Source organism: Flavobacteriales bacterium (assembly GCA_021296215.1).
Classification (GTDB): domain Bacteria; phylum Bacteroidota; class Bacteroidia; order Flavobacteriales; family ECT2AJA-044; genus ECT2AJA-044.
In genome coordinates this window covers 1-21,001 of record JAGWBA010000040.1, presented here as the reverse complement: position 1 = coordinate 21,001, position 21,001 = coordinate 1, and the positions used below count along the sequence as shown (strand labels likewise).

The following is a 21,001-nucleotide window of genomic DNA, read 5'->3' as shown; positions in this document are numbered from 1 at the left end:
CATCGCTTACCAAGCCCCACATCAGCTCGTACACCGGCCATTAAAGTCTCGAATATCAACAACTCTAATGACCTCTTTCAAATCCTCTATAAATATAAAAGCCCCACCGTAATGGTGAGGCTTTCGATAGAGTTCCGCATCGTGCCGTTAGGCACCGAGCTTTTCTTTTAATCCCGAATCGAGGGCGGCCAGGAATTCCTCGGTGGTGAGCCAATAATCCCCGGTCATGTCTTTTCCGTGGATCAGGAGCGCGAGGTCCTTGGTCATTTTTCCGCTTTCAACCGTTTCAATGCATACCGATTCGAGCGAATGCGCGAAGTTGATCAGAGCGACGTTTCCGTCGAGTTTTCCTCGGTGCGCCAATCCTCTCGTCCAAGCGAAGATCGATGCGATCGGATTCGTACTCGTTTTATTTCCTTGTTGGTGCTGGCGATAGTGACGCGTAACCGTTCCGTGCGCGGCTTCGGCTTCCATCACTTCTCCGTCGGGAGTCAATAGAGTAGAGGTCATGAGCCCGAGTGATCCAAACCCTTGGGCAACGGTATCTGACTGTACGTCACCATCGTAGTTTTTACACGCCCAAACAAAGCCACCTTCCCATTTCAAGGCCGCAGCTACCATATCGTCGATCAAGCGGTGCTCGTACGTGATTCCGGCCGCAGCAAACTTGTCCCGGAACTCGTTTTCGAATACTTCCCGGAAGATGTCCTTGAATCGACCATCGTACGCTTTCAAGATGGTGTTCTTGGTACTCAGGTACAATGGCCATTTCTTGGTAAGGGCTTGATTCATACAGCTACGCGCAAAACCGTAGATCGATTCGTCGGTATTGTACATGCTCATGGCCACTCCGCCGTCGCCTTCGAATTGGTACACTTCCCAAGTTTTGGTTTCGCCACCACTTTCGGGAGTAAAACTCATGGTGAGTTTTCCTTTTCCTTGGATTACGGTGTCGGTAGCGCGGTATTGATCACCGAAAGCGTGACGACCAATGCAGATCGGCTTGGTCCAACCGGGAACCAAACGAGGCACATTGCGCATGATGATCGGTTCGCGGAAAACTGTTCCACCGATGATGTTGCGGATGGTTCCGTTAGGAGATCTCCACATTTTCTTAAGATCGAACTCTTCAACACGAGCTTCATCCGGCGTAATCGTGGCGCATTTGATACCCACTTTGTGCTTTTTAACGGCTTCGGCAGCATCTACCGTAATTTGATCATTGGTCTCGTCGCGCTTCTCGATGCCCAGGTCGTAATACTCGAGCCGGATGTCCAGATACGGAAGGATCAATTTATCTTTAATGAATTGCCAAATGATACGCGTCATTTCGTCCCCATCCATCTCAACGACCGGATTGGCGACCTTGATCTTTTCAAAACTCATAGGTTCGGATTTTGTGTCAGACTCCTTTAAAGAGCGCCAAATTTAAGAAATCAAGGGCAATTTTCTGGGTCCGGGAGCGGCCGGATAAAATGTACTTTCTACACTTTAAAAGTCGACGTCGAGGTCTAGCCGGCGTTGAAGGTCGAGCAATGCGGGATTCTTTTCGGCCATGTGCTTGAATTTCTCCTGTGGTGTGTACAGCTGTTTAACCTGTGAGTGCTCCAACACGATGACCTCCAGCTGCATCTGAAAGTTGTTCAGCCGCGTCCGCATGAACTCCATGAGCTCCGGCTTTTCCTTCTCGATCTCGTTCCGTTGAATGTTGTTCTCCACCTCGAAGGTTACATGAAAATCGGCCCCCAGATTGGGCTTGTGCTTGTTGAGGGTATTCATCAAACTCCACTTTTGTTCCTCCTTCAACTTGTCGCAATACAAGTCCCAATAGTACTGCAAGCGGTCCTGATCGAAGGCGTCGGCCTGACCCTTGGGCGAGTCGCTTTCGATCACCGGCTTCTCCTTGGCCTTTTCTTCTTGCTCCTGCAAAAGGTTGTTGATGGATAGGGTAGCCGCTACTTTTCTTTTTCTGTCCCTACGGGACGATGCGGGTGTAGGCACCTCTTCCAACACCTTGCTCGGCGGCGGACTCGGTGGTTCTACTGGAGGTTTCTCCTCACTCCGTTCGGAAATAGGTTCAGGTGAGCGCGATTCCTCGCTTCGCTCAAAAGGGTGTTCAGGCGAGGGTGTTTCATCCCGTATGCCGGAATGACTTGATCCCTTGCTAGCCGTCGCTGTCGCTGGTGATGCTGATGCAGTCGTTGGTGCGGTCGCTGTTGCTGCCGCTTCCGCAGATCCCTTGTAATTCACTTTAGCTTCGGCCGGCCCTAGAATTCGCGCTTCCTCATCTACTTTTTTTTTTACCTCGGACGAATCGAGCGAACAGAGTTGCATCAAGGTGATCTCAACCAAGAGCCGTTGATTGTTGCTATTCTTGTATTGAACGTCTGCTCCATTGGCTAACTCCATTGCCCTAACCAACCAAGGAATTGAACAAGCCGCAGCTTGTTGTCGATAGCGCTCCTTGATCTTTTCTCCGACCTGAAGCAGCTGCAGTGTCGCTTCGTCCTGACACACCAATAAGTTTCTTAAATGTTCGGCCAACCCATTGATGAAGTGATGGCCATCGAAACCTATTTTCAAGACTTCGTCAAATAAGAGCAGGCTCGACTGAATGTCTTGCCCGACCAAATGTTCTACCAATTTAAAGTAGTACTCGTAGTCGAGGATATTCAGGTTGTCGATCACGGCCTCGTAGGAGAGCGTATTTCCCGAGAAACTCACCATGCGATCGAAGATCGAAAGTGCGTCACGCATGGCTCCGTCCGCCTTTTGGGCAATGATATGTAGCGCGTCTTGTTCTGCACTCACACCTTCTTGCTCGGCCACATATTGAAGGTGCCCCACAATGTCTTCAACTCCGATTCGATTAAAATCAAAAATTTGACAACGAGATAGTATAGTGGGTATGATCTTGTGCTTTTCAGTAGTCGCCAAAATAAAGATGGCGTGGGCCGGTGGTTCCTCGAGGGTTTTCAGGAAGGCGTTGAATGCGGCCTGACTCAACATATGCACCTCGTCGATGATGTACACCTTATATCGTCCCTTCGGTGGGGCAAAGCGCACTTGATCGATCAAATTTCGGATATCGTCAACCGAGTTATTCGACGCCGCATCCAATTCAAAAATATTGAACGAAAAGTCGTCATCGCCTCCCGTCAACGCTACATTTGCATCGTCGAGGTTGATCGCTTTGGCCAAGATTCGAGCGCAGGTCGTTTTTCCCACACCTCGCGGCCCACAAAAAAGCAAGGCCTGAGCTAGATGGTCGCTCTTGATCGCGTTCTGGAGTGTATGGGTGATGGAGCGTTGCCCCACCACACTCTCGAAGTCCTGTGGACGGTACTTCCTGGCCGAAACGATGAAATTCTCCATAAGGCAAATATAGAAGGCTGTGCCGTTTTGGGCGCCCGAGGATAAAAGGAGTTATGAACAGAATATAAAGAGCTGTTCTAGTGTTGCTGATTCTTGGTGTATTCCTTATCTTTGCCGTCCGTTTTTACGGAATAGTTAATTCATTGATTATCAACTAAACGATTCTGAGATGTCGAATCAGTATGAGACCGTCTTCATCTTACATCCCGTTTTATCTGAAGATCAGATAAAGGAGACGGTAAACAAATTCCAGGATTTACTCAAGGCCGGAGGTGCTGAGTTTGTATCCAAGGAAGACTGGGGGCTGCGCAAGTTGGCTTACCCTATTCAAAAAAAGAAGAGTGGTTTTTATCACCTCTTCGAATTCAAGGCTCCTGGGAGCTTGATCGATGGTTTTGAAACCGAATTGCGCCGTGATGAGCGCATCATGCGTTTCTTGACCGTTCGCATGGACAAGTACCATGTAGAGTACGCCGAAAGTCGTCGTAAGCGTTTGTCTAACAAAAAACAGGAGGCTTAATCATGGCAGAAGGATTGATGAAAGAAGCCCAGTCTAAGGGTGGAGGCCAAGGAGACATTCGTTACTTGACACCTCTTAGTATCGACACCGGTAAAAAAGAGAAGTACTGTCGTTTTAAAAAGGCAGGCATTAAATTCATCGACTACAAGAACCCGGATTTCCTTTTGAAGTTGGTGAACGAGCAAGGTAAGATCTTACCTCGCCGTCTAACCGGTACCTCACTGAAGTATCAACGCAAAGTCGCCACAGCCATCAAGCGTGCCCGTCACTTGGCCTTGATGCCATACGTGGGTGATATGCTCAAATAAGGAACACCATGGAGATCATTCTGAAACAAGACGTTGAGAACCTGGGGTTCAAAGACGATATCGTAACGGTTAAACCCGGTTACGCTCGTAACTTCCTCATTCCACAAGGAATGGGTATCATGGCAACTCCTTCGGCCATCAAAATGCTCGAAGAAACTTTGCGTCAACGCGCTCACAAAGAAGCGAAGTTGATCGAAGACGCCAATAAAACTGCTGAAGCACTGAGCGCAGCTGAGATCACCATCAAAGCGAAAGTAGCTAAAGGCGGAACTAAACTCTTTGGTTCTGTTACAGCATCTGACCTTTCTGCTAAATTGAGCGAAATGGGACACGATATCGATCGTAAGTACATTTTGATCAACGGTGGATTGGTTAAAGCACTTGGGCCTTACGAAGCGGCAATTCGCCTTCACCGCGAAGTCCGCACTACAGTTTCTTTTGAAGTCGTTGCTGAGTAAGGAATTCGAAATATTTTTAAAGGAGCCCCGCCAATCGGCGGGGCTTTTATGTTTAAGAAGCATGGTTTTTAATAACTTCTCGCATTAAATATTAATACCATGGATCTGCAGATAAAATCTTTTAAGGAGTATAAAGAAAAATACGAGCTTAGTGTACAAGACCCCTCGGCGTTCTGGGATTCAATAGCAGAAGAATTTTCATGGCGGAAAAAGTGGGATAAGACCTTTGAGTCGGACTTTTCGAAACCGGACGTGAAGTGGTTCTTGAATGCGAAGTTGAATATCACCGAGAATTGCCTGGATCGTCACCTGAAGGACCGAGGGAACAAGCTCGCCATAATTTGGGAGCCAAATGATCCCAAGGAGCGATTCATTCGTTGGACGTATCGAGAGCTTTATGAGCGGGTGAACCAGTTTGCCAATGTGCTTAAGAACCATGGAATTCAGAAGGGTGACCGCATTGCGATCTATATGCCTATGATCCCCGATTTAGCTGTGGCTACATTAGCGTGTGCGCGAATCGGAGCTATTCACAGCGTGGTATTTGCCGGATTTTCGGCCCATTCATTGGCCGATCGGATCAATGATGCGCAATGCAAGATGGTGTTGACTTCGGACGGATTGTACAGAGGTGCAAAGGAGATTCCGGTGAAGGCCGTGGTCGACGAAGCGCTTCAGAACTGCCCGTCGGTTGAGACGGTTCTGGTTGCAGAGCGTACCCAGTGGTCCGTGAAAATGAAAGAGGGACGCGATTTTTGGCTCTACCCTGAGTTGGAAGCAGCCGATAAGGAGTGTCGGGCCGAGGAAATGGATGCCGAGGACATGCTTTTCATTTTGTATACCAGTGGGTCAACGGGTAAGCCAAAAGGCGTAGTGCACACCTGTGGTGGATACATGGTCTACGCGGGTTATAGTTTCTCTAACGTGTTTCAGTATCAGGAATCCGATGTGTACTGGTGTACGGCCGATGTGGGCTGGATCACCGGGCATACGTATATCGTTTATGGTCCACTCTTGAACGGAGCCACAACGGTCATGTTCGAAGGGGTGCCGACCTACCCTTCTCCCGGACGATTTTGGCAGGTCTGTGATAAGCATGGAGTCAATCAATTTTACACGGCGCCGACGGCGATTCGGGCATTGATGGCTCACGGTGAAGACCACGTACTTTCTTATGGACTTTATTCGCTGAAGGTGCTGGGTAGTGTCGGAGAACCGATCAATGAAGAGGCGTGGGAGTGGTACCACATTTACGTGGGTAAGGAGCGTTGCCCGATCGTAGATACATGGTGGCAGACTGAAACGGGCGGAATCATGATCTCGGGACTGGGAGCTCATTCACCCATGAAACCGTCTCACGCTGGTTATCCGTTGCCGGGCATACAACCTGTATTGCTCGATTCGGACGGAAATGAGATCGAGGAGAACGAAGTCGAAGGGTATTTATGCGTTAAGCATCCGTGGCCTTCTATGTTGAGGACGACATATGGGGACCATGAGCGTTGTAGAGTAACTTATTTCTCTCACTATGACGGATACTATTTCACCGGAGATGGTGCCAAGCGCGATGAGAATGGGCTCTACCGCATTATCGGTAGGGTAGATGACGTGATCAATGTGTCGGGACACCGTTTCGGTACGGCCGAAATTGAGAATGCGATCAATGCCAACGACAAGGTAGCGGAGAGCGCAGTTGTCGGATATCCGCACCCGATCAAGGGACAGAGTATTTACGCTTATGTGATCACCAAGGACGAAGTAAAGAATCCCGAGGTGTTGAGAGCGGAGATCGTTGAAACTGTGGTAGAGGAGATCGGAAAGATCGCCAAGCCGGAGAAGATCCAGTTCGTTCCCGGATTACCTAAGACTCGATCGGGCAAGATCATGCGTCGGATATTGCGGAAGGTTGCCGGAGGCGATACGTCTAATTTGGGCGATACGTCTACCTTGCTCGATCCGGATGTAGTTGAAATCATCAAAGAAGGTGCCCTCTAATGCGATTGTACAAAGGGTAGCGGACTTCTATAAGTGTTTCCTCCCTTCGATCGAATGTCGGAGGAGGAGCGACTTTATTTAGCCACACGCACCGAAGTCACCTATGTTCGACCCGGACAAGTAGTTTTTGAAAAAGGAATGAAGCCCGGTGACCATTTTTTCATGGTTCGATCAGGAGCCGTCGATTTGAAGGACGGCGAAGAGTTGATCGATGTTTTCGATGAGGGCGACTTGTTCGGTATTCGGCCTCTATTGGCCAACGATACATTCCGAGCGAGTGCCACGGTACTTGAGGAGGGAATCGTGTACTACATACCGCTCGTTTCGGGAAAAGGATACTGGAGCAAAACGCCAGGGTTGCGATGTACTTTGCCGCGGATTTCGCATCGTCCCGAAAGGGACCAAGTCAACAGGGCTTGGGTTCGATCACGCTTGCCGATGTCCGAAAGGACGTGCTACGGGGACGTGTAGAAACGAGTATTCAGGAAGCGGCCGTTCAGATGAGTCAGCGGGGTGTTGGCAGTTTCGTAGTCGTGGATGGCGAAGACCGGCCGGTTGGGATCGTGACGGATCGAGACTTAAGGGTGAAAGTTGCTACTGGAGAGGTTCCATTGAACTCTGAGGTCGATGGCATCATGAGCTTACCCGTGATGACGCTGGGACCCGATCAATCTCATGCAGCGTACTTGATACAGATGGTGCAGCGAAAGATTCATCATTTGGTCATAACGGAAGACGGCACTTCGAAATCCGCAGTAGTTGGAATGGTCAGCGAGCACGATATTTTGGCTGCCCCGGGTGATCACCCGGCTCTGATCATCCGGGAAATAAGGTCGAGCAAGGCCATCGAAAATGCTATTCGCTGGCGAAATAATGGTGATCGGCTCATTCAGAGGTATTTAGAGCAAGAGGTTTAGCCAACGACGATCAGTACACTGGCGACGGTGATGAACGATTCGGTTTATCGATTGTGCGCCCGACTGACCGAACAAGAACTTGGGCCACCACCTTGTTCGTACACATGGCTTTTACTGGGCTCACTGGGACGACAAGAACAACTTATTAGAACCGACCAAGTCCACGCGCTTATTCTTGAAGCCCAAAATGAGGAGATCGTTATTTTTCGGCTTGGTCGAAGAATGTGTGCGATCGGCTCGAATCATTTGGCTTTGATCGTGATGCAGTGGAAATCATGCCGACCGAGAGGAAACGGCGAAGTTCTATCGATGAATGGAAGGACCGGTTTACTTCCCGGATCAGCGTACCGAATGAGGAGAACATACTGCAGACCACTATTTTCTTCGATTTTCGGCCCATTGATGGTCCGGATGCTCGATCTAAAGCTTTGGCTGATCATATTTACAGCAAAAGCGATAGCCATGAGTTATTCACTCGATATTTAGCTCGTGACGGCACTGAAACGCCACCGCCATTGAGCTTTTTCAGGCAATTCATTGTGGAAAAATCGGGTGAACACTGCGATGAGTTCGACTTAAAGCTTCGTGTTTTATTGCCGTTGGTCGATGTGGCAAGAGTGTTGACCCTTCAGCACCAGATCCTCGATTTAAACAATACCAGGGCTCGCTATCTGAGAGTGGCTCAACTGGAGCCCAATAATGCGAGACTATTCAAAGATGCAGCTGAGGCATTCGATTACGCGCTAAGTTTGAGAGGTCAAATGGGAATTCGGTTAAGGACGTCGGGTCGATACATCCCATTATCGAAGTTGAGTAAGATCGAGAGACAATCGCTCCGCAGTATTTTCGATATCATCCATGAGTTGCAGACCATGCTGAAGGTCCGATTTCAACTCAACTATTTCCGCGGCTAATGATAAGATGGATTCAAGGTCTCTTTAGTGAACAGGATCCTCAAAGATCCAATGTAGACCTGGGGGCCAGGCAAGTCGTTTTCGATTGTGAAACCGACGGATTAGATCCTAGAAAGAATAGAATCCTCTCCATTGGTGCTGTGGAAATAATTGATAATAGGGTTCAATTGGCCACTGCATGGGAGGTTCGGGTTTGTCGACCTCACTTTGATGGGGGTGGAGCAGAGGTGCACGAGTTGACCAAGAGGGAAATGGACTCGGGGGTTGAGGAAAAAGAGGCTATTCAGTGCCTCATTTATTTTGCCGGAAGAAATACTTTGATGGGCCATTACGTGAGCTTCGATATTGCGCTCGTACAAAATGCCGCTGACCGATTGGGGTTGCAAAAACTTCAAAATGCCTCTTTCGATACCCTTGAGTTCATGCGGAAAAAATTTCCGGAAGGCTTGATCCGTAGTCGAAAGTCTTGGCCCTTAGGGGTATGTGCGGAGAGGTATGGAATTCCAAATGTTGGAGCGCACACAGCCTTGGGGGATGCCCATATGACGGCGTTGCTCTTTTTGGCCTTTCGCAAAGGTGGAGAATAGGCCTAATCCTTGATATTGCGGGCACTATTGTGTAATTTGAACACACCTATTTCCACCCCTACCTCATGAACAACGACCTACGTTCCACAATTCATGTACTCCTGCCTTTCTTGGTCTTCGGTGTGCTTTGGATAACCTTTACCGATCAGATCGTACTTAAATATTGGTCCGACGGAATTGATGTAATGTCGCAGGCCCAACTATTCAAAGGTCTTTTATTCGTCGCGCTCAACGGAATCCTCGTATTCTTCTTGATTCGTCGGTATATGCGCATAATAAGATCAACGGATACCAAGCAAACCAAGGTTCTTCAGCATACCGCGGACATCGTTTACTTGTTCGACCCCGATTTTATGGAGGTACGCTACGTGAACAATCGCATTACCGAAGTCCTCGGATACTTGCCCGAGGAAGTGATAAATCACAAATCCGTTTTCTTCAAGACCCTGAACAAGTCGGAGGAATCGTTACAACACGATCTGACCCAGATAAGAGAAGGCGATAGCTTGGATAGGGAGATCACGGTTTTCCACAAAGATGGAAGTACTAGAATCTTACAATCCAGAATAACGGCATTCGAAGATCCCGACCTTAAAAAGACCATGTTGCTAGGGGTTGTATCAGACCTTACTCAAGTCATTCACGACAAAGAAGACCTCAGTCGGCTCAACGACAGACTCGTTGAACTGATCAATAGTATCTCCGATGGGTTTATGGCCATTCGGGACGATTGGACGGTTTCTTATGCAAACCACATTATGGCCGGAATCACCGGGGTTCCCGTGGAGGAAGCAATGGATATGCCAATATGGGAGCTTATTGATTTTGGACCAGATAGCTTAACGAGAAAAAAGTTGCTCGAAGCCCATGGGACGAGAGAAAAAGCAACATTCGACACACTGGGGACCCAAAAAGAAATGGCTTCGAATAAGTATTCACCCCGGAGAAAACATGATGTCACTCTTGGTTCAAGACATCACCAAACAGAAAACCCAAAAACTCGAGCTCAAACGAAATCGCCGAAACCTCGCTTATCTGATGGATAATCTCGATGATTTGGCGTGGAGTGTGGACCTGAACTACAAATTTCTTTCGTTCAACAGAGCCTATGCCGATAGGCGTAAGACCTCGAAGGACGTAGAGGTGGAAAAGGGATTGGACCCGGAAAAATGGAGTCGTGCAATGAATGTCAAAGTCGACTGGACTGGATACTTCGAACGAGTTCTGCGCGACTATAAAACCATTCGCGAAGTACACAGTGAAAAGATAAGTAGCCAACAAGTGCATTTCGAGATTCGCGTTTACCCAATTCTCAACCGTAAAAATCGAGTTGAAGGCCTTGGTTGTGTATCTCGAGACATAACCGACATCAAGGTTTACGAGCAAGTGATCAGCGAGCAAAATGAGGTGATGTCCGCTGTTGCCCGGTTTCAATCGCATCAAATCCGCAGAACTGTCGCCAATATTCTCGGAGCCATAGAGTTACTTCAAAGTGAGCCTGAGGTCGTGGACCGTACCGAATACCGGAAAATGATCAAACAATCGGTGGACGAATTGGACGAAATGATCAAAACGATCGTGTCTCAAGCATACAGCGCCCGATCCATCCGGGATTAGGCATTGATTTGTTACCTTCCAATCATGAATAAAGTACGCATTTTCCTCAGTTGCACTGTCCTTGCATTGATTGCGGGCAGTAGCCTTCGGGCCCAAGCATTGTACTCGAGTCAAGAATCCCTAAATCGAGTTTGGTCGAATCCGGCCGAAACGGCCTTTACCACGGAGGGCGGACTTCGCCTGAACACGCGATTACAGCGATTTTCTGGAGTGCAAGGTGTTCCTTATCAAACATATTGGGTAACCAACGAGAATCGCATTAACTCCTGGTTCAATTCAGGCATTTCATTTTACTATGACCTCGATGGCTTGGCATTGAACAGGTTTCAATTTGGAATACCACTGGCTCTACATTTCGGAGAAGAATTCCGTTGGTCGGTCGGAGTTACGCCCTACGGCCATCTATCGTACTACGGAACCTCAGCCGGCGGCCCACCCATTGAAACTCCAGGCGGTTTCCCCGCGGAAAACGAATGGATATGGAACGCCGGAGCTCACGTTGGCGGGGCGATCGACTACCACGGACTTCATGTAGGGGCGAGCTGGTTCAACGCTGTGCACAGCAGTCAAGACTTCACCGAATACGACGTGAGTCGCATTTATGCATCGTATCGATGGAACGTTCAAGACGGCCTCGAGCTCGAGCCTGTGGCGACCATTCGTATAAATAGTCAAAGCAATGTGAACGACTATGGGGCGCACTTGTGGATCCGTAAGGCCATTCTCATCGGAGCGCATTGGCGCAACGCCTCAAACGGTTCCGGCAACTGGCTCATTCTCCAAGTGGGCTACGCTCAAGTGAATCAATTCGAGTTCTACACCTCGTTCGATTTCGATATGGGCGTCAACTACCCGGGCTTCACCGCGGAAGTCGGGCTCCAGTATAGTTTTAACGATTGATTTCTGGCCCTACGGGCCGATGAACATCTTCGCTCCCTTATTCGACCCAGTCGGCAATGAACAAGTTCGTTGCGCGGGTTCCGCTGTTTATGCGGTTACTCGCGAATACCAACTTTTCGCCGCCGTAGCTGAACATCGCAAAGGCGTCGAACTGGCTGTCGAAAGTGATCTGCTCCAACCCCGATCCGTCCAAATTGATCATGAACAGGTTGAACGGAAATCCTCGTTCGCTGGCATGGTTAGAGCTGAAGATGATCTTTTCACCACCCGGGTGGAAGAATGGAGCCCAATTCGCATTTCCGAGGTCTGTCACTTGGGTCAAGCCGCTTCCATTGGCATTACAAACGTAGATCTCCATATTCGTTGGCTCAACCATTCCTTTCTCGAGCAATCCGGTATACTTAGCTATCTCTTCGTCGGTTTTTGGGCGTGAAGAGCGAAAAACGATCTTACTTCCGTCCGGTGAAAAGAACGCGCCACCGTCATAGCCGAGTTCATCGGTGATCTGTACGATATCGCTGCCGTCGATATTACACGTGTACAGCTCGAGATCTCCGGAACGGTTAGAGGTGAAGACGATTCGGTCACCGTTTGGACTTACAGTAGGTTCGGCGTCGTAACCGGGACCGCCGATCAACGTGTCCAGAATATTTCCTTCGAGGTCCGCAACGAAAATATCGAAGCTATCGTAGATCGGCCAAACATAGGCACCGCTTGCTCCACGCTCCGGTTCGGCCGGACAAGCATCGCCTCCTAGGTGTGTCGACGAATAAATGATGGTGGTATCGCCCGGCATAAAGTAAGAGCACGTTGTACGTCCTTTACCCGTGCTGAGCATTGGAGGAACAACATCTGCCTTAGTTCCTTTGGCGATGTCCATATAGAAGATCTGATCGCACTCGAGTCCCCATTTGTCGTGATTGCTCTGAAAGACCAATTTTGAATCGTCGAAACTGAAGTACCCTTCGGCGTTATCCCCTCCGAAGGTCAGCTGGCGCACATTCGCCAAATGCGTTTCCTGCGGGTAGTGAAGCATGGTCTCATAGGTTCCTCCAGTCATTTTTTCCGAAGTTACTGTGGAGTCCGAAGCTTCAGATGTTTCCGATTCGGATGAAGGGCTCTGACAAGCCGTAAATCCGGCCGCGAGGCCGAAAGCCAATAAAATAGGGGTGATTTTCATGATCTGTAGTTATACTTTCTGAATTTCTGCCATGGCCTTATTAGCGCGTTTGAAGGCCGTTTTGTTTTTCCAGTTGAACCATTTTTTTCCGAAAAGTTTGCGAAAAAGGTCATCGATGTGGGTCGCGATACCCACTTTCCAAAGGCCTAAGAGACGCGTGCTCCAGCGAGGGCTGAGTGAGCGTAAGCTCATTGCGAAACCTCCTTCCATGTACTCGATGTGGTGCCACCAGGCGCTGGGAATGAACAAGGTGTCACCCATTTCCATGATGGTGCTTTGCCCTTTTACGTAGTTCAGGCCGGGGAATTTGTCGTAGTTCGGATTGTCTACATCTACCTGGCTGTGAACGCCAAAGGGGAACCTGTAAAGCAGGTCACTTTGATCCGGCGAAAAAAGGGCCACGCGTTTTTTACCGTGGAACTGAGTGAGAAATACGTTAGACATGTCCATATCCTGGTGAATGCGAACGATGCTATGCGCACCTCCGAAAAAGGTGAATGGAAGCTGCTTAACCCACCCTCGATTGATGTCCGGAAATTTGAAATCGTTTCGCAACTCCGGCATGTGCTTGAAGATATTGAACAGGAAAATCCTCTTGTTCGTCGGCTCTCGTTCGATGAGGTCGAGATAGTCGCCAAACCTCATGTATTCGTCCGGTGCCTTGTACGAACGGTCTACTTTTTCCGGAAAATCGTCGAAGATACCCACCTTGAGATCTCCCAGTTCTTTTCGGAAGAAATCCATGGTCCATTTCGTGTAGGCGGGCTCGTTCTTCAACAAGCCGCGAATGACCACGGGCTTGTTAGGCAATAAATACTTTTTTCTGAATTGCTCTGCAGTGATCTCTCCCACTTCGTAACGATCAATGGGTTGACTAAAATCGATCGGCATACCTAGTTGTGTTTTTTGTCGCGGGTAAAATTAAATTCCCGTGTAGTTGTGTGGAGTGATTTTTATCATCTCCGATTTGACCTCTTCTGAGACATTGAGTCCGTCAATGAAGGCCTTTATGGATGTTTCGTCGATACGCGTATTCGTACGAGTCAAAGCTTTTAAGGCCTCGTAAGGCTTTAGATAACCTTCGCGGCGCAATATGTTTTGTATCGCTTCGGCGACCACCGCCCAATTGTCGTCCAGATCAGCTTCGATCTTATCGCGATTTAAGAGCAATTTACTCAATCCCTTGAGTGTGCTTTTAAGGGCCAATACCCCATGAGCCAAGGGTATTCCAACGTTTCTTAACACGGTAGAATCCGTTAGGTCACGCTGCAAACGCGATACGGGCAATTTGGCGGCCAAATGCTCCAATAGGGCATTCGCGATGCCGACATTACCTTCGGAGTTCTCGAAATCGATCGGGTTTACCTTGTGGGGCATAGCAGAGCTACCGACCTCGCCGGCCTTGATCTTCTGCTTAAAGTAGTCCATGGAGATGTAGGTCCAGATGTCCCTATCGAGATTCAAGACTATGTTGTGAACGCGTTTAAGCCCGTCGCAAAAAGCTGCGAAATAATCGTAATGCTCAATTTGTGTGGTTGGCCAACTGTGTTTGAGACCAAGTACTCCTTCGACGAAATGAGTTCCGAATCCTTTCCAGTCGAGGTTGGGGTACGTGACCTGATGGGCATTGAAGTTACCCGTGGCCCCTCCGAACTTCGCCGCAAATGGTATACGCTCCAATTCGGCTAGTTGCAAACGCAAGCGCTGCTCGAACACCCGGATCTCCTTGCCTAATCGAGTAGGGGACGCGGGCTGCCCGTGAGTTCTCGCGAGCATTGGAATATCGTCCCACTCATCGGCCAATGAACGCAATACTTCGATCAATTCTTCCAAAACAGGAAGGTAGGCAGCGTGAAACCCTTCTTTTAGGCTTAAAGGAATAGCCGTATTGTTGATGTCTTGTGATGTCAGGCCAAAGTGTACGAACTCGATATATGGTTCGAGGCCGAGTTCAGGAAAGCGTTTCTTGATGTAGTACTCTACCGCTTTTACATCGTGATTAGTCGTGCGCTCCGTATCCTTTATCTCTTGAGCTTCTTCTTCCGTAAAGTCTTCGTATAGAGCTCTTAACGCGCCAACGACCTCCTGAGGAACTTCGCTGAGTTCAGGTACTCCGGCTGCACATAACGCGATGAAATACTCGATCTCGATGCGAACGCGATAGCGGATCAATCCGTATTCAGAAAAGTATGGTGCTAAATCTTCGACTTTGCCTCGGTAGCGCCCATCGATAGGCGAAATGGCCGATAAAACGTTGAGATTCATTGGTCTCTAATTAAGCGGCAAAGGTAGTAAAAAGGCACAGAAAATGGTATCATTGCACCCCAGTCCGATGCTATGGAATTAGTACGAGTCAGCGCGGTTTCTTACCTCAATACACTGCCCTTTCAATACGGCTTTAAATATGGCCCTCAGATCGCCATGGACCTCAGTTTGGATAATCCGGCCGAATGCGCTCAAAAACTGATCGATGGAGTGGCTTCGGTCGGACTCATTCCCGTAGCGACACTTCCTCTTTTACCTGAGCACAGCATCATTACGGATTACTGTATCGCAGCTGACGGAGCGGTACGGACCGTTATGTTGTACAGCGATGTGCCGATCGAAGAGATCGAGACCATTTGGCTCGACTACCAAAGTCGCACGAGTGTAAATCTTTGTCGCATACTCTGTGCCGAGCATTGGAAGGTGCAGCCTCGTTCCCGAGCGGCATCTGCCGGGTTTGAAAGTCGATTTTCGGGTCGAGAGGCCGCCGTGATCATTGGCGACCGCACTTTTCACCTGGAGCGCGAATACGCCTATGTTTACGATTTAGCCGAAACGTGGAAGGATTTTACCGGCTTACCATTTGTTTTCGCAGCTTGGGTGGCGCATGCTTCGGTACCACAGGAGTTCACGAAGGCCTTCAATGAGGTTTTGAAATTCGGGATGGACCGCAAAGAGGAGGCGATTGCCAAATACTTGGAAGAGAACGATGACCCGGGCGATCTACGCGGTTATTTGACAGAAAACATCGATCATGAGTGGAATACCGGTATGGCCGAAGCACTACAACTGTTCCTACAGAAGCTCTCGAATTTACCGCCGCTTCCTACTTCCTGAAGCGGATTTCCACCCTAAAAACGGGTTTGTTCAAGTCATCGGAATGAGCTTCCATTCGATGAATGGATCCTTCTACTTGTCGCTTAACAACTATGTGCTCCGCAAATCGTGCCTCGGCCAAATAATTCGCTTCGATACTGGTCCAGGGGGTATTCCAATCCTTGCGCTCGAATGAATCGATCAACCACTTCAGATATTTGGTGTTGTTTACATGCTCATTGAGGTCGATATCGCTTAGTGGAACTCTGAAGCTTCGCTCGTAGTCTGTCGAACTCATTGGATCTATCTTTATGGGCATATCATTTATAGCATGAAACTGAGCGCGCACGCCAAATCCTAAGTGTTCAGCATGAAACTAGGCGGCTTCCTCCATGCGTTCTGCCGCTCCGGACGGCGACATTACTCGATTTGCATAGCATTCCGAAGGTCTTACAAAGAACCTCGACTCCCAAAGTGCCTTCATTATTCGATCTTTCTTCCCCGCGCCTGCTGCAATAACTCGAACCAACGAAGGCGATCCATTTGCTTCTCCAAGCCTGCCATTAAAAGCCTCCAACGCTCGGGTTTGGTGGATCCAACCACCGGAACCGGATTCGAGGGATGGCGCTTTATCCACGCTAAGGTTTCCGCCGCGTCGGCGATTTCCCCTGTCTTTCCGCCTCCTAATGGCCCCCAGATCTGAGCCTGCTTTTTATTGTGCGACATTTGATCGAGCTGCCCATTCCAAATCGGATCCAAATGGTTCAAACTCCATTCGATCTGATTGGTCTCCAACGGAAAATGTTTGTTCAAAAGGTCCCATTGATGCGGTAAAAAATTCGATGTGCCTGCGGCGCGAAGCAGACCTTCCTCCCTCAGGCTTTGAAAAGCGTGGGCGATCTCCTCTGCGACCATCAGGGGGTCCGGCCTATGGATCAGCAGCATGTCGAGGTAGTCCGTTTTCAGAGCTTCAAGGCCTTTTTTAGCCGAGGTTCGAATGTAATCGAATGTCGTATTGTAATGTTTTACTTGTCCTCGAACAATTCCGCACTTGGTAATTAGGGTCAACTTTTTGCGGTCGACCCCACATTGCTCGAGTGAGCGACCAAATTCTCCTTCACATTTACCGTCGCCGTAGATGTCGGCGAGGTCAAAATGATCGAGCCCCAATTCATAGGCCTCAGCTATTTTTTCAGCTTGTTCTTCTATGGTCCAGCCAGCTCCCCACGAGCCCCAGCGCATGGTACCGAGAATAAAAGGTGTTTCGATCATAAGTCGGTTTTAATCAATTGGATCGTTCTCGATCAATCATCATATCGAATTTCAGCAAAGTAAACTCCAGTCGGAAGCTGGTTCAATGAAACTTTGATGCGCCCATGATTCAATTCATCAGAACTAAGGACATGGTCGTAAAACAACTCGCTCTTTACAGAATAGATTTTCAGGTCAACGGACTCAAGGTTTTGATCGCCGAATGAAAATGTAATAGAATCGCTATATGGATTGGGAAAAGCGGTCACTTGAAGCACATTTCTCGTCTCGATCAGGGAAAGCTCGCTGGCCTGGAAAGCAAAGTGAATGAGTTCGTCTAAGGTCGCACGCCAAAGTCCCCAGCTGTGTCCTTCGTGGTATTCAGACCAGTATACCGGGAAATTAGTATTGATGAGGTTATCGCGTAAGCCGCGGTTGTAGTGCATGGCCGACTCATAAGTTCCCCATATCATAGCCACCCTCAAGCTATCTATACTTGCGGCTTGTATGACATCGAATGCGTGAAAATCATCGGGCCAAAAAGCGCCGCTGTGAAATCCGACATTTCCGAAGACATCGTTGTGTTGAAAAGCGATCAGCACCGAAATATTTCCTCCGAACGAGTCACCCAGAACGAGCCGCGACCAGGGATTGGATCGGGTGGCGAACATGGAATCGATAAAGGGAACGAGTTCTTCAACGAAAAAGTTGGTATACACATCGCGCAGTGAAAAGGCGTACTCTTCATTGCGGTTATTCGGTGTAACGAAGACGCCGATCACGGGTTGAATAGAATCGACGGCGATCAAGTTGTCCAATACAGTTGTTGAATTAGCCAGCAAGCGATACTCGGAGCCGTCTTGAAAATAGACGGTCGGGTAGTGGCCGGTGGAGTCGTAATTGGGCGGAAGGTACACGTGAACGGGGTAGGTATTACCTGTGTACGCGCTCGAAATACTATGGGTGAACACGGTTCCGGCCGGGACGGACGGGTCGTATTGGATCTCCCAAGGCTGCACGTAAAGCGGCATGGCGAGTTCGCTGTTCGAACCGAATCCGCCCGGTGCTGTATGGGGATTGAGCGGATCGAGCACCCAATTGCCATTGACGACGAGTTTATAATCCAATCGAGCCGTAGGCTCAAAAGATTCGTAACGAAATTTCAAAGTTGATCCGGCAATAGGAAAAAGGTCGTTTCCCGTGGGTGACCATCCGGTGAAATCGCCCGCGACCTGAACGGAGGCGGAATCGCGATGCAAGAATACCGCTGAATCGCCACTGATAAAAGGTGTTTCGGGGTTATTCATGAAGAACGTGTCGATCAACGCTTCTTGAACGGTTGAGTTTCCCAGGTTGGCAAGGAGATCGTAATAAAGGATTTGAAAATCGTTTTGCCCGAGGCTGATCAGCGGGATAAAAAGGAGGCAGAGTAGAAATCGTTTCATAGTTCAGACAAAAAGGTGGCTACAACGTTTTTATACTCATTCGGATGATCGAGTACTGAGCGGGCATGTTCGGAGCCCGGAGCGAGCCAGAGTTTTTTAGGTCCGGGATGTGCCTTGTACACATCGTGAACCATGACCGTTGGGACAAAGGTATCGGTATCTCCGTGAATGAAGAGCATTGGAACCTTGCAACCGGCCAGCTCTTCCTTAGGAACGACATCGTTGAAGTCGAAACCGAATCGCCATCCGCTAACCCGATTCGCCCATCTGGTGAAGCCCATGTCCGGAATACCGCAGCCATCTTTGAGTTTGTAGGCTAGTTCTTCGCGACAATCGGAATATCCACCGTCTTCGACCGCGAAGTCGATGTGTTGTCGTCTATCGTTCCAACCGGCGTATAGCATGACCGTTCCGGCACCCATGGATTCGCCGTGCACTCCTATCGGCAAATTTGGCGCTTGCTGGCGAACCCATGCAACCATGTGGTCGAGGTCTTCACGTTCGAGCAGGCCGTAGGTGAGGAAACTTCCGCCGCTCATGCCGTGATAACGGTGATCGTAAATGAGCACATTATATCCCAGTTCATTCCAGAGCGGAACGTACTTGACCATGGACCATCGGTCCATCCGGTAGCCGTGACACAGAACGATCGAACCTACTGCTGAGTCGGCCGGAATCCAGGTGCCTTCGAGTTCGTAGTCAAAAGCTCCACGAATACGGAAGGTGTCGGACCGATGTGCTATGCCCTCATAGGTCACAGGATCGATCCAGCCTTTCGTAACGTCGCCCTCGAATTGGCTGGTTCCGCGCCAATTATCGGGCCGCAGGGTCACCTCTGAAAAATAATAACCAATGGACAGATAGACTATAAAATAGAGTAGGATGGCGCCTACGGCACCGCGGATCACGGCTTGTTTTTTCATGTCGAAAAGTTACGGCCTTCGCGGGAATTTTCAGCGGTCGAGATCGTGCCAGCCTTGTACCTTCAGGAATAAGGTGTCTTCCGAGCCTTGTAAGTAGCTTCGGTTCGGGATGTCTTCGCCGTTGGTTCGTGTTTCGACAGTGCCCCAATTTCCTTGGTTTATCTTGTAGGTAAACCGGTAATTGACCCTAGGAATGGTGAGCACGTATCCCAATTCAGTGCGTTCAAAGCGAAGTTCTTCGCGACCGACTTCCCAATCGAATTGGCTTGATGCCAAGTAAAGGTCATCGTCGGGAGGTGCACTAGCGGGGACGTCCTCGATCACGAATGTCAGCGAATTATGCTCTTTGGCGAGTTGATCCCACCAACCGTCGATTCGTACCGGAACCGTATCGGACTGGGCCGGATCAATGTATCGATTCTTGCGCGGTAGACCGTCCGAATTGATCTCTCCGGTTTTCCAGTTACCTCGGTGAAATTTGTAATGAGTTCCAGATTGCGTCTTGGGTACTACGATGTACCAGGGTCCGAGGCCGGCCGGTACGAATCCGATTTTCGAGTCTTCGAGGTTCCAAGCGTTGAAATCTCCCGCAATAAAGACAGAGTCTTCAGTTCGCTCCGGAACCTCCTCGATGCAAAGCGTGACGAAATCACAAAAGTTGGGATTGAGGTCCGACCAATTCTCAATGCGAACTCTTGCAAAGGAATTTTCCGTTACGTTCAGATAGCCATTCCCGATCTCGTAACCGCAGCTATCGGCTTCGACAGAGGTCCAGTCGCCTCGAGTGAATTTATACTCAATATCGCCCATTCCCGGGCCGAGGGTGACAAAATAACTCTTGGTTTCGGGTCTGTAAGTCATTCGGTAGCGCTCGTCGCCAGGGTTCCATTGGTTGAAGTTCCCGGCAATATAGATATCGGCTTGTGGGGGGGGTGTTTTCGGGAAGGTCAACGAGCTCTATTTCAGCCACATTACATGAACTCAAGATCAGGGTAAGGATGAAAAAGCTAAAAGCCTTAGCGTTAGCTGAGTGTCTAGATAATCTGAATTTGGCTAAAGCTAAGGCTATCGCTATCACTGATCCATCCGTTGTAAGAAGTCTTTGGTTCGACTGCGGCTGACGAGCACGCGTTCGTCGAAAGTTGGATTGAGTTCGAGCATGTATTGTCCGGCACCGTATCGCTCAATCTTATTCATGCACTCGTGTGAAACGATAATCTTTCGGCTGATACGAAAGAACTGCTCGGGATTGAGTATTTCGGAAAGCTGCTCTAGGCTGTACTCCACGATGCTGTTGCGTCCTTCGTAATCGCGAAGAAAGACGGTATCGTCTTCTGCATAGAAATAGGCTATATCCTCTACTTTGTAGTGGCGAAGTCTTTGATCTACTTTTCCGACCATTCGTTTTTTAAAAAGAACTTCCTTATGTCTGAGGGCTTGAACCAACTCTTTTATTAGCCCCTTAAAGGGCTGGACAGATTTTCTAAAACAGTTTAGGAGACTTAAATTTAGAAGATTATGTCAAAGAGA

At 49.0% G+C, this 21,001-nt stretch carries 23 protein-coding genes; 12 read left to right on the top strand and 11 right to left on the bottom strand.

Annotation, left to right across the window (positions count from 1 at the left end; all coding sequences use genetic code 11):
* Positions 1-147: 147 nt before the first annotated feature.
* Together J4F31_07785 and J4F31_07780 are read right to left on the bottom strand one after the other, a co-directional pair.
* Positions 148-1,386: an NADP-dependent isocitrate dehydrogenase gene (locus J4F31_07785; GenBank protein ID MCE2496459.1), complete on the bottom strand. Its 1,239-nt coding sequence runs from the start codon at positions 1,384-1,386 to the stop codon at positions 148-150.
* 105 nt (positions 1,387-1,491) lie between these two features.
* Positions 1,492-3,375 carry a DNA polymerase III subunit gamma/tau gene (locus J4F31_07780; protein MCE2496458.1) on the bottom strand — a complete coding sequence of 628 codons (1,884 nt, stop codon included), beginning with the start codon at positions 3,373-3,375 and terminating at the stop codon, positions 1,492-1,494.
* Between the two features lie 169 nt (positions 3,376-3,544).
* Here J4F31_07780 and J4F31_07775 point away from each other — a divergent pair, with 169 nt between their 5' ends.
* The 11 genes from J4F31_07775 (at position 3,545) to J4F31_07725 (ending at position 11,591) form a co-directional block, all read left to right on the top strand.
* On the top strand, positions 3,545-3,895 hold the full coding sequence (locus J4F31_07775; protein ID MCE2496457.1) for a 30S ribosomal protein S6: 351 nt from the start codon (positions 3,545-3,547) through the stop codon (positions 3,893-3,895).
* Between the two features lie 17 nt (positions 3,896-3,912).
* Positions 3,913-4,203 carry a 30S ribosomal protein S18 gene (gene rpsR, locus J4F31_07770; protein MCE2496456.1) on the top strand — a complete coding sequence of 97 codons (291 nt, stop codon included), beginning with the start codon at positions 3,913-3,915 and terminating at the stop codon, positions 4,201-4,203.
* An 8-nt stretch (positions 4,204-4,211) separates the two neighbouring features.
* Positions 4,212-4,661, top strand: a complete 450-nt coding sequence (gene rplI, locus J4F31_07765) for a 50S ribosomal protein L9 (GenBank protein ID MCE2496455.1) — start codon at positions 4,212-4,214, stop codon at positions 4,659-4,661.
* Positions 4,662-4,760: 99 nt separating this feature from the next.
* The gene (acs, locus tag J4F31_07760; GenBank protein MCE2496454.1) at positions 4,761-6,656 is read left to right on the top strand and encodes an acetate--CoA ligase; all 1,896 of its coding nucleotides are present in this window, start codon (positions 4,761-4,763) and stop codon (positions 6,654-6,656) included.
* Between the two features lie 33 nt (positions 6,657-6,689).
* Positions 6,690-7,127: a cyclic nucleotide-binding domain-containing protein gene (locus tag J4F31_07755; GenBank protein MCE2496453.1), complete on the top strand. Its 438-nt coding sequence runs from the start codon at positions 6,690-6,692 to the stop codon at positions 7,125-7,127.
* The gene (locus tag J4F31_07750; GenBank protein MCE2496452.1) at positions 7,073-7,573 is read left to right on the top strand and encodes a CBS domain-containing protein; all 501 of its coding nucleotides are present in this window, start codon (positions 7,073-7,075) and stop codon (positions 7,571-7,573) included. The genes J4F31_07755 and J4F31_07750 overlap by 55 nt, the downstream gene beginning before the upstream one ends.
* 224 nt (positions 7,574-7,797) lie before the next feature.
* On the top strand, positions 7,798-8,487 hold the full coding sequence (locus J4F31_07745) for a hypothetical protein (GenBank protein ID MCE2496451.1): 690 nt from the start codon (positions 7,798-7,800) through the stop codon (positions 8,485-8,487).
* Positions 8,487-9,074, top strand: a complete 588-nt coding sequence (locus J4F31_07740) for a 3'-5' exonuclease (GenBank protein MCE2496450.1) — start codon at positions 8,487-8,489, stop codon at positions 9,072-9,074. Before J4F31_07745 ends, J4F31_07740 begins: the two co-directional genes overlap by 1 nt.
* A 65-nt stretch (positions 9,075-9,139) precedes the next feature.
* Complete coding sequence (locus J4F31_07735; protein ID MCE2496449.1) at positions 9,140-10,120, top strand: PAS domain-containing protein; 981 nt, start codon at positions 9,140-9,142, stop codon at positions 10,118-10,120.
* On the top strand, positions 10,113-10,691 hold the full coding sequence (locus J4F31_07730; protein ID MCE2496448.1) for a PAS domain-containing protein: 579 nt from the start codon (positions 10,113-10,115) through the stop codon (positions 10,689-10,691). The genes J4F31_07735 and J4F31_07730 overlap by 8 nt, the downstream gene beginning before the upstream one ends.
* A gap of 24 nt (positions 10,692-10,715) precedes the next feature.
* Positions 10,716-11,591, top strand: coding sequence for a hypothetical protein (locus J4F31_07725; GenBank protein ID MCE2496447.1), 876 nt, complete (start codon positions 10,716-10,718; stop codon positions 11,589-11,591).
* A 37-nt stretch (positions 11,592-11,628) separates the two neighbouring features.
* Here J4F31_07725 and J4F31_07720 read toward each other — a convergent pair whose 3' ends face one another.
* Genes J4F31_07720 through purB form a run of 3 tightly spaced genes read right to left on the bottom strand, consistent with a single transcriptional unit; the run spans position 11,629 to position 15,036 of the window.
* A complete protein-coding gene (locus J4F31_07720) occupies positions 11,629-12,771 on the bottom strand; it encodes a PD40 domain-containing protein (protein ID MCE2496446.1) in 1,143 nt (380 codons plus the stop codon).
* Between the two features lie 9 nt (positions 12,772-12,780).
* Positions 12,781-13,662: a cupin-like domain-containing protein gene (locus J4F31_07715; protein MCE2496445.1), complete on the bottom strand. Its 882-nt coding sequence runs from the start codon at positions 13,660-13,662 to the stop codon at positions 12,781-12,783.
* Positions 13,663-13,692: 30 nt separating this feature from the next.
* Positions 13,693-15,036, bottom strand: coding sequence for an adenylosuccinate lyase (gene purB, locus J4F31_07710; GenBank protein MCE2496444.1), 1,344 nt, complete (start codon positions 15,034-15,036; stop codon positions 13,693-13,695).
* A gap of 72 nt (positions 15,037-15,108) precedes the next feature.
* Here purB and J4F31_07705 point away from each other — a divergent pair, with 72 nt between their 5' ends.
* Entirely contained in the window at positions 15,109-15,873 is a 765-nt protein-coding gene (locus J4F31_07705; protein MCE2496443.1) for a menaquinone biosynthesis protein, read from the top strand.
* On the opposite strand, the gene J4F31_07700 is transcribed toward J4F31_07705, so the two are convergent.
* From J4F31_07700 to J4F31_07675, 6 genes are all read right to left on the bottom strand, one after another.
* Positions 15,863-16,150 (bottom strand): hypothetical protein, encoded by a 288-nt coding sequence (locus J4F31_07700; protein ID MCE2496442.1) that lies wholly within the window; start codon positions 16,148-16,150, stop codon positions 15,863-15,865. The two genes, J4F31_07705 and J4F31_07700, sit on opposite strands and share 11 nt — an antisense overlap.
* A gap of 185 nt (positions 16,151-16,335) precedes the next feature.
* Complete coding sequence (locus J4F31_07695) at positions 16,336-17,124, bottom strand: aldo/keto reductase (protein ID MCE2496441.1); 789 nt, start codon at positions 17,122-17,124, stop codon at positions 16,336-16,338.
* A 32-nt stretch (positions 17,125-17,156) separates the two neighbouring features.
* Complete coding sequence (locus tag J4F31_07690; GenBank protein MCE2496440.1) at positions 17,157-18,548, bottom strand: hypothetical protein; 1,392 nt, start codon at positions 18,546-18,548, stop codon at positions 17,157-17,159.
* Positions 18,545-19,471, bottom strand: coding sequence for an alpha/beta hydrolase (locus J4F31_07685; protein MCE2496439.1), 927 nt, complete (start codon positions 19,469-19,471; stop codon positions 18,545-18,547). Before J4F31_07685 ends, J4F31_07690 begins: the two co-directional genes overlap by 4 nt.
* Before the next feature lie 30 nt (positions 19,472-19,501).
* Entirely contained in the window at positions 19,502-20,422 is a 921-nt protein-coding gene (locus J4F31_07680; GenBank protein MCE2496438.1) for a hypothetical protein, read from the bottom strand.
* A gap of 123 nt (positions 20,423-20,545) precedes the next feature.
* Positions 20,546-20,872 (bottom strand): LytTR family transcriptional regulator, encoded by a 327-nt coding sequence (locus tag J4F31_07675; protein ID MCE2496437.1) that lies wholly within the window; start codon positions 20,870-20,872, stop codon positions 20,546-20,548.
* Positions 20,873-21,001 lie beyond the last annotated feature (129 nt).

What these genes read in the sequence shown, in the direction of transcription:
- J4F31_07785 (MCE2496459.1), bottom strand. Translation starts at nt 1,386, where the DNA reads ATGAGTTTTGAAAAGATCAAGGTCGCCAATCCGGTCGTTGAGATGGAT.
- J4F31_07780 (MCE2496458.1), bottom strand. Translation starts at nt 3,375, where the DNA reads ATGGAGAATTTCATCGTTTCGGCCAGGAAGTACCGTCCACAGGACTTC.
- J4F31_07775 (MCE2496457.1), top strand. Translation starts at nt 3,545, where the DNA reads ATGTCGAATCAGTATGAGACCGTCTTCATCTTACATCCCGTTTTATCT.
- rpsR (MCE2496456.1), top strand. Translation starts at nt 3,913, where the DNA reads ATGAAAGAAGCCCAGTCTAAGGGTGGAGGCCAAGGAGACATTCGTTAC.
- rplI (MCE2496455.1), top strand. Translation starts at nt 4,212, where the DNA reads ATGGAGATCATTCTGAAACAAGACGTTGAGAACCTGGGGTTCAAAGAC.
- acs (MCE2496454.1), top strand. Translation starts at nt 4,761, where the DNA reads ATGGATCTGCAGATAAAATCTTTTAAGGAGTATAAAGAAAAATACGAG.
- J4F31_07740 (MCE2496450.1), top strand. Translation starts at nt 8,487, where the DNA reads ATGATAAGATGGATTCAAGGTCTCTTTAGTGAACAGGATCCTCAAAGA.
- J4F31_07735 (MCE2496449.1), top strand. Translation starts at nt 9,140, where the DNA reads ATGAACAACGACCTACGTTCCACAATTCATGTACTCCTGCCTTTCTTG.
- J4F31_07730 (MCE2496448.1), top strand. Translation starts at nt 10,113, where the DNA reads ATGGATAATCTCGATGATTTGGCGTGGAGTGTGGACCTGAACTACAAA.
- J4F31_07725 (MCE2496447.1), top strand. Translation starts at nt 10,716, where the DNA reads ATGAATAAAGTACGCATTTTCCTCAGTTGCACTGTCCTTGCATTGATT.
- J4F31_07720 (MCE2496446.1), bottom strand. Translation starts at nt 12,771, where the DNA reads ATGAAAATCACCCCTATTTTATTGGCTTTCGGCCTCGCGGCCGGATTT.
- J4F31_07715 (MCE2496445.1), bottom strand. Translation starts at nt 13,662, where the DNA reads ATGCCGATCGATTTTAGTCAACCCATTGATCGTTACGAAGTGGGAGAG.
- purB (MCE2496444.1), bottom strand. Translation starts at nt 15,036, where the DNA reads ATGAATCTCAACGTTTTATCGGCCATTTCGCCTATCGATGGGCGCTAC.
- J4F31_07705 (MCE2496443.1), top strand. Translation starts at nt 15,109, where the DNA reads ATGGAATTAGTACGAGTCAGCGCGGTTTCTTACCTCAATACACTGCCC.
- J4F31_07700 (MCE2496442.1), bottom strand. Translation starts at nt 16,150, where the DNA reads ATGAGTTCGACAGACTACGAGCGAAGCTTCAGAGTTCCACTAAGCGAT.
- J4F31_07695 (MCE2496441.1), bottom strand. Translation starts at nt 17,124, where the DNA reads ATGATCGAAACACCTTTTATTCTCGGTACCATGCGCTGGGGCTCGTGG.
- J4F31_07690 (MCE2496440.1), bottom strand. Translation starts at nt 18,548, where the DNA reads ATGAAACGATTTCTACTCTGCCTCCTTTTTATCCCGCTGATCAGCCTC.
- J4F31_07685 (MCE2496439.1), bottom strand. Translation starts at nt 19,471, where the DNA reads ATGAAAAAACAAGCCGTGATCCGCGGTGCCGTAGGCGCCATCCTACTC.
- J4F31_07675 (MCE2496437.1), bottom strand. Translation starts at nt 20,872, where the DNA reads ATGGTCGGAAAAGTAGATCAAAGACTTCGCCACTACAAAGTAGAGGAT.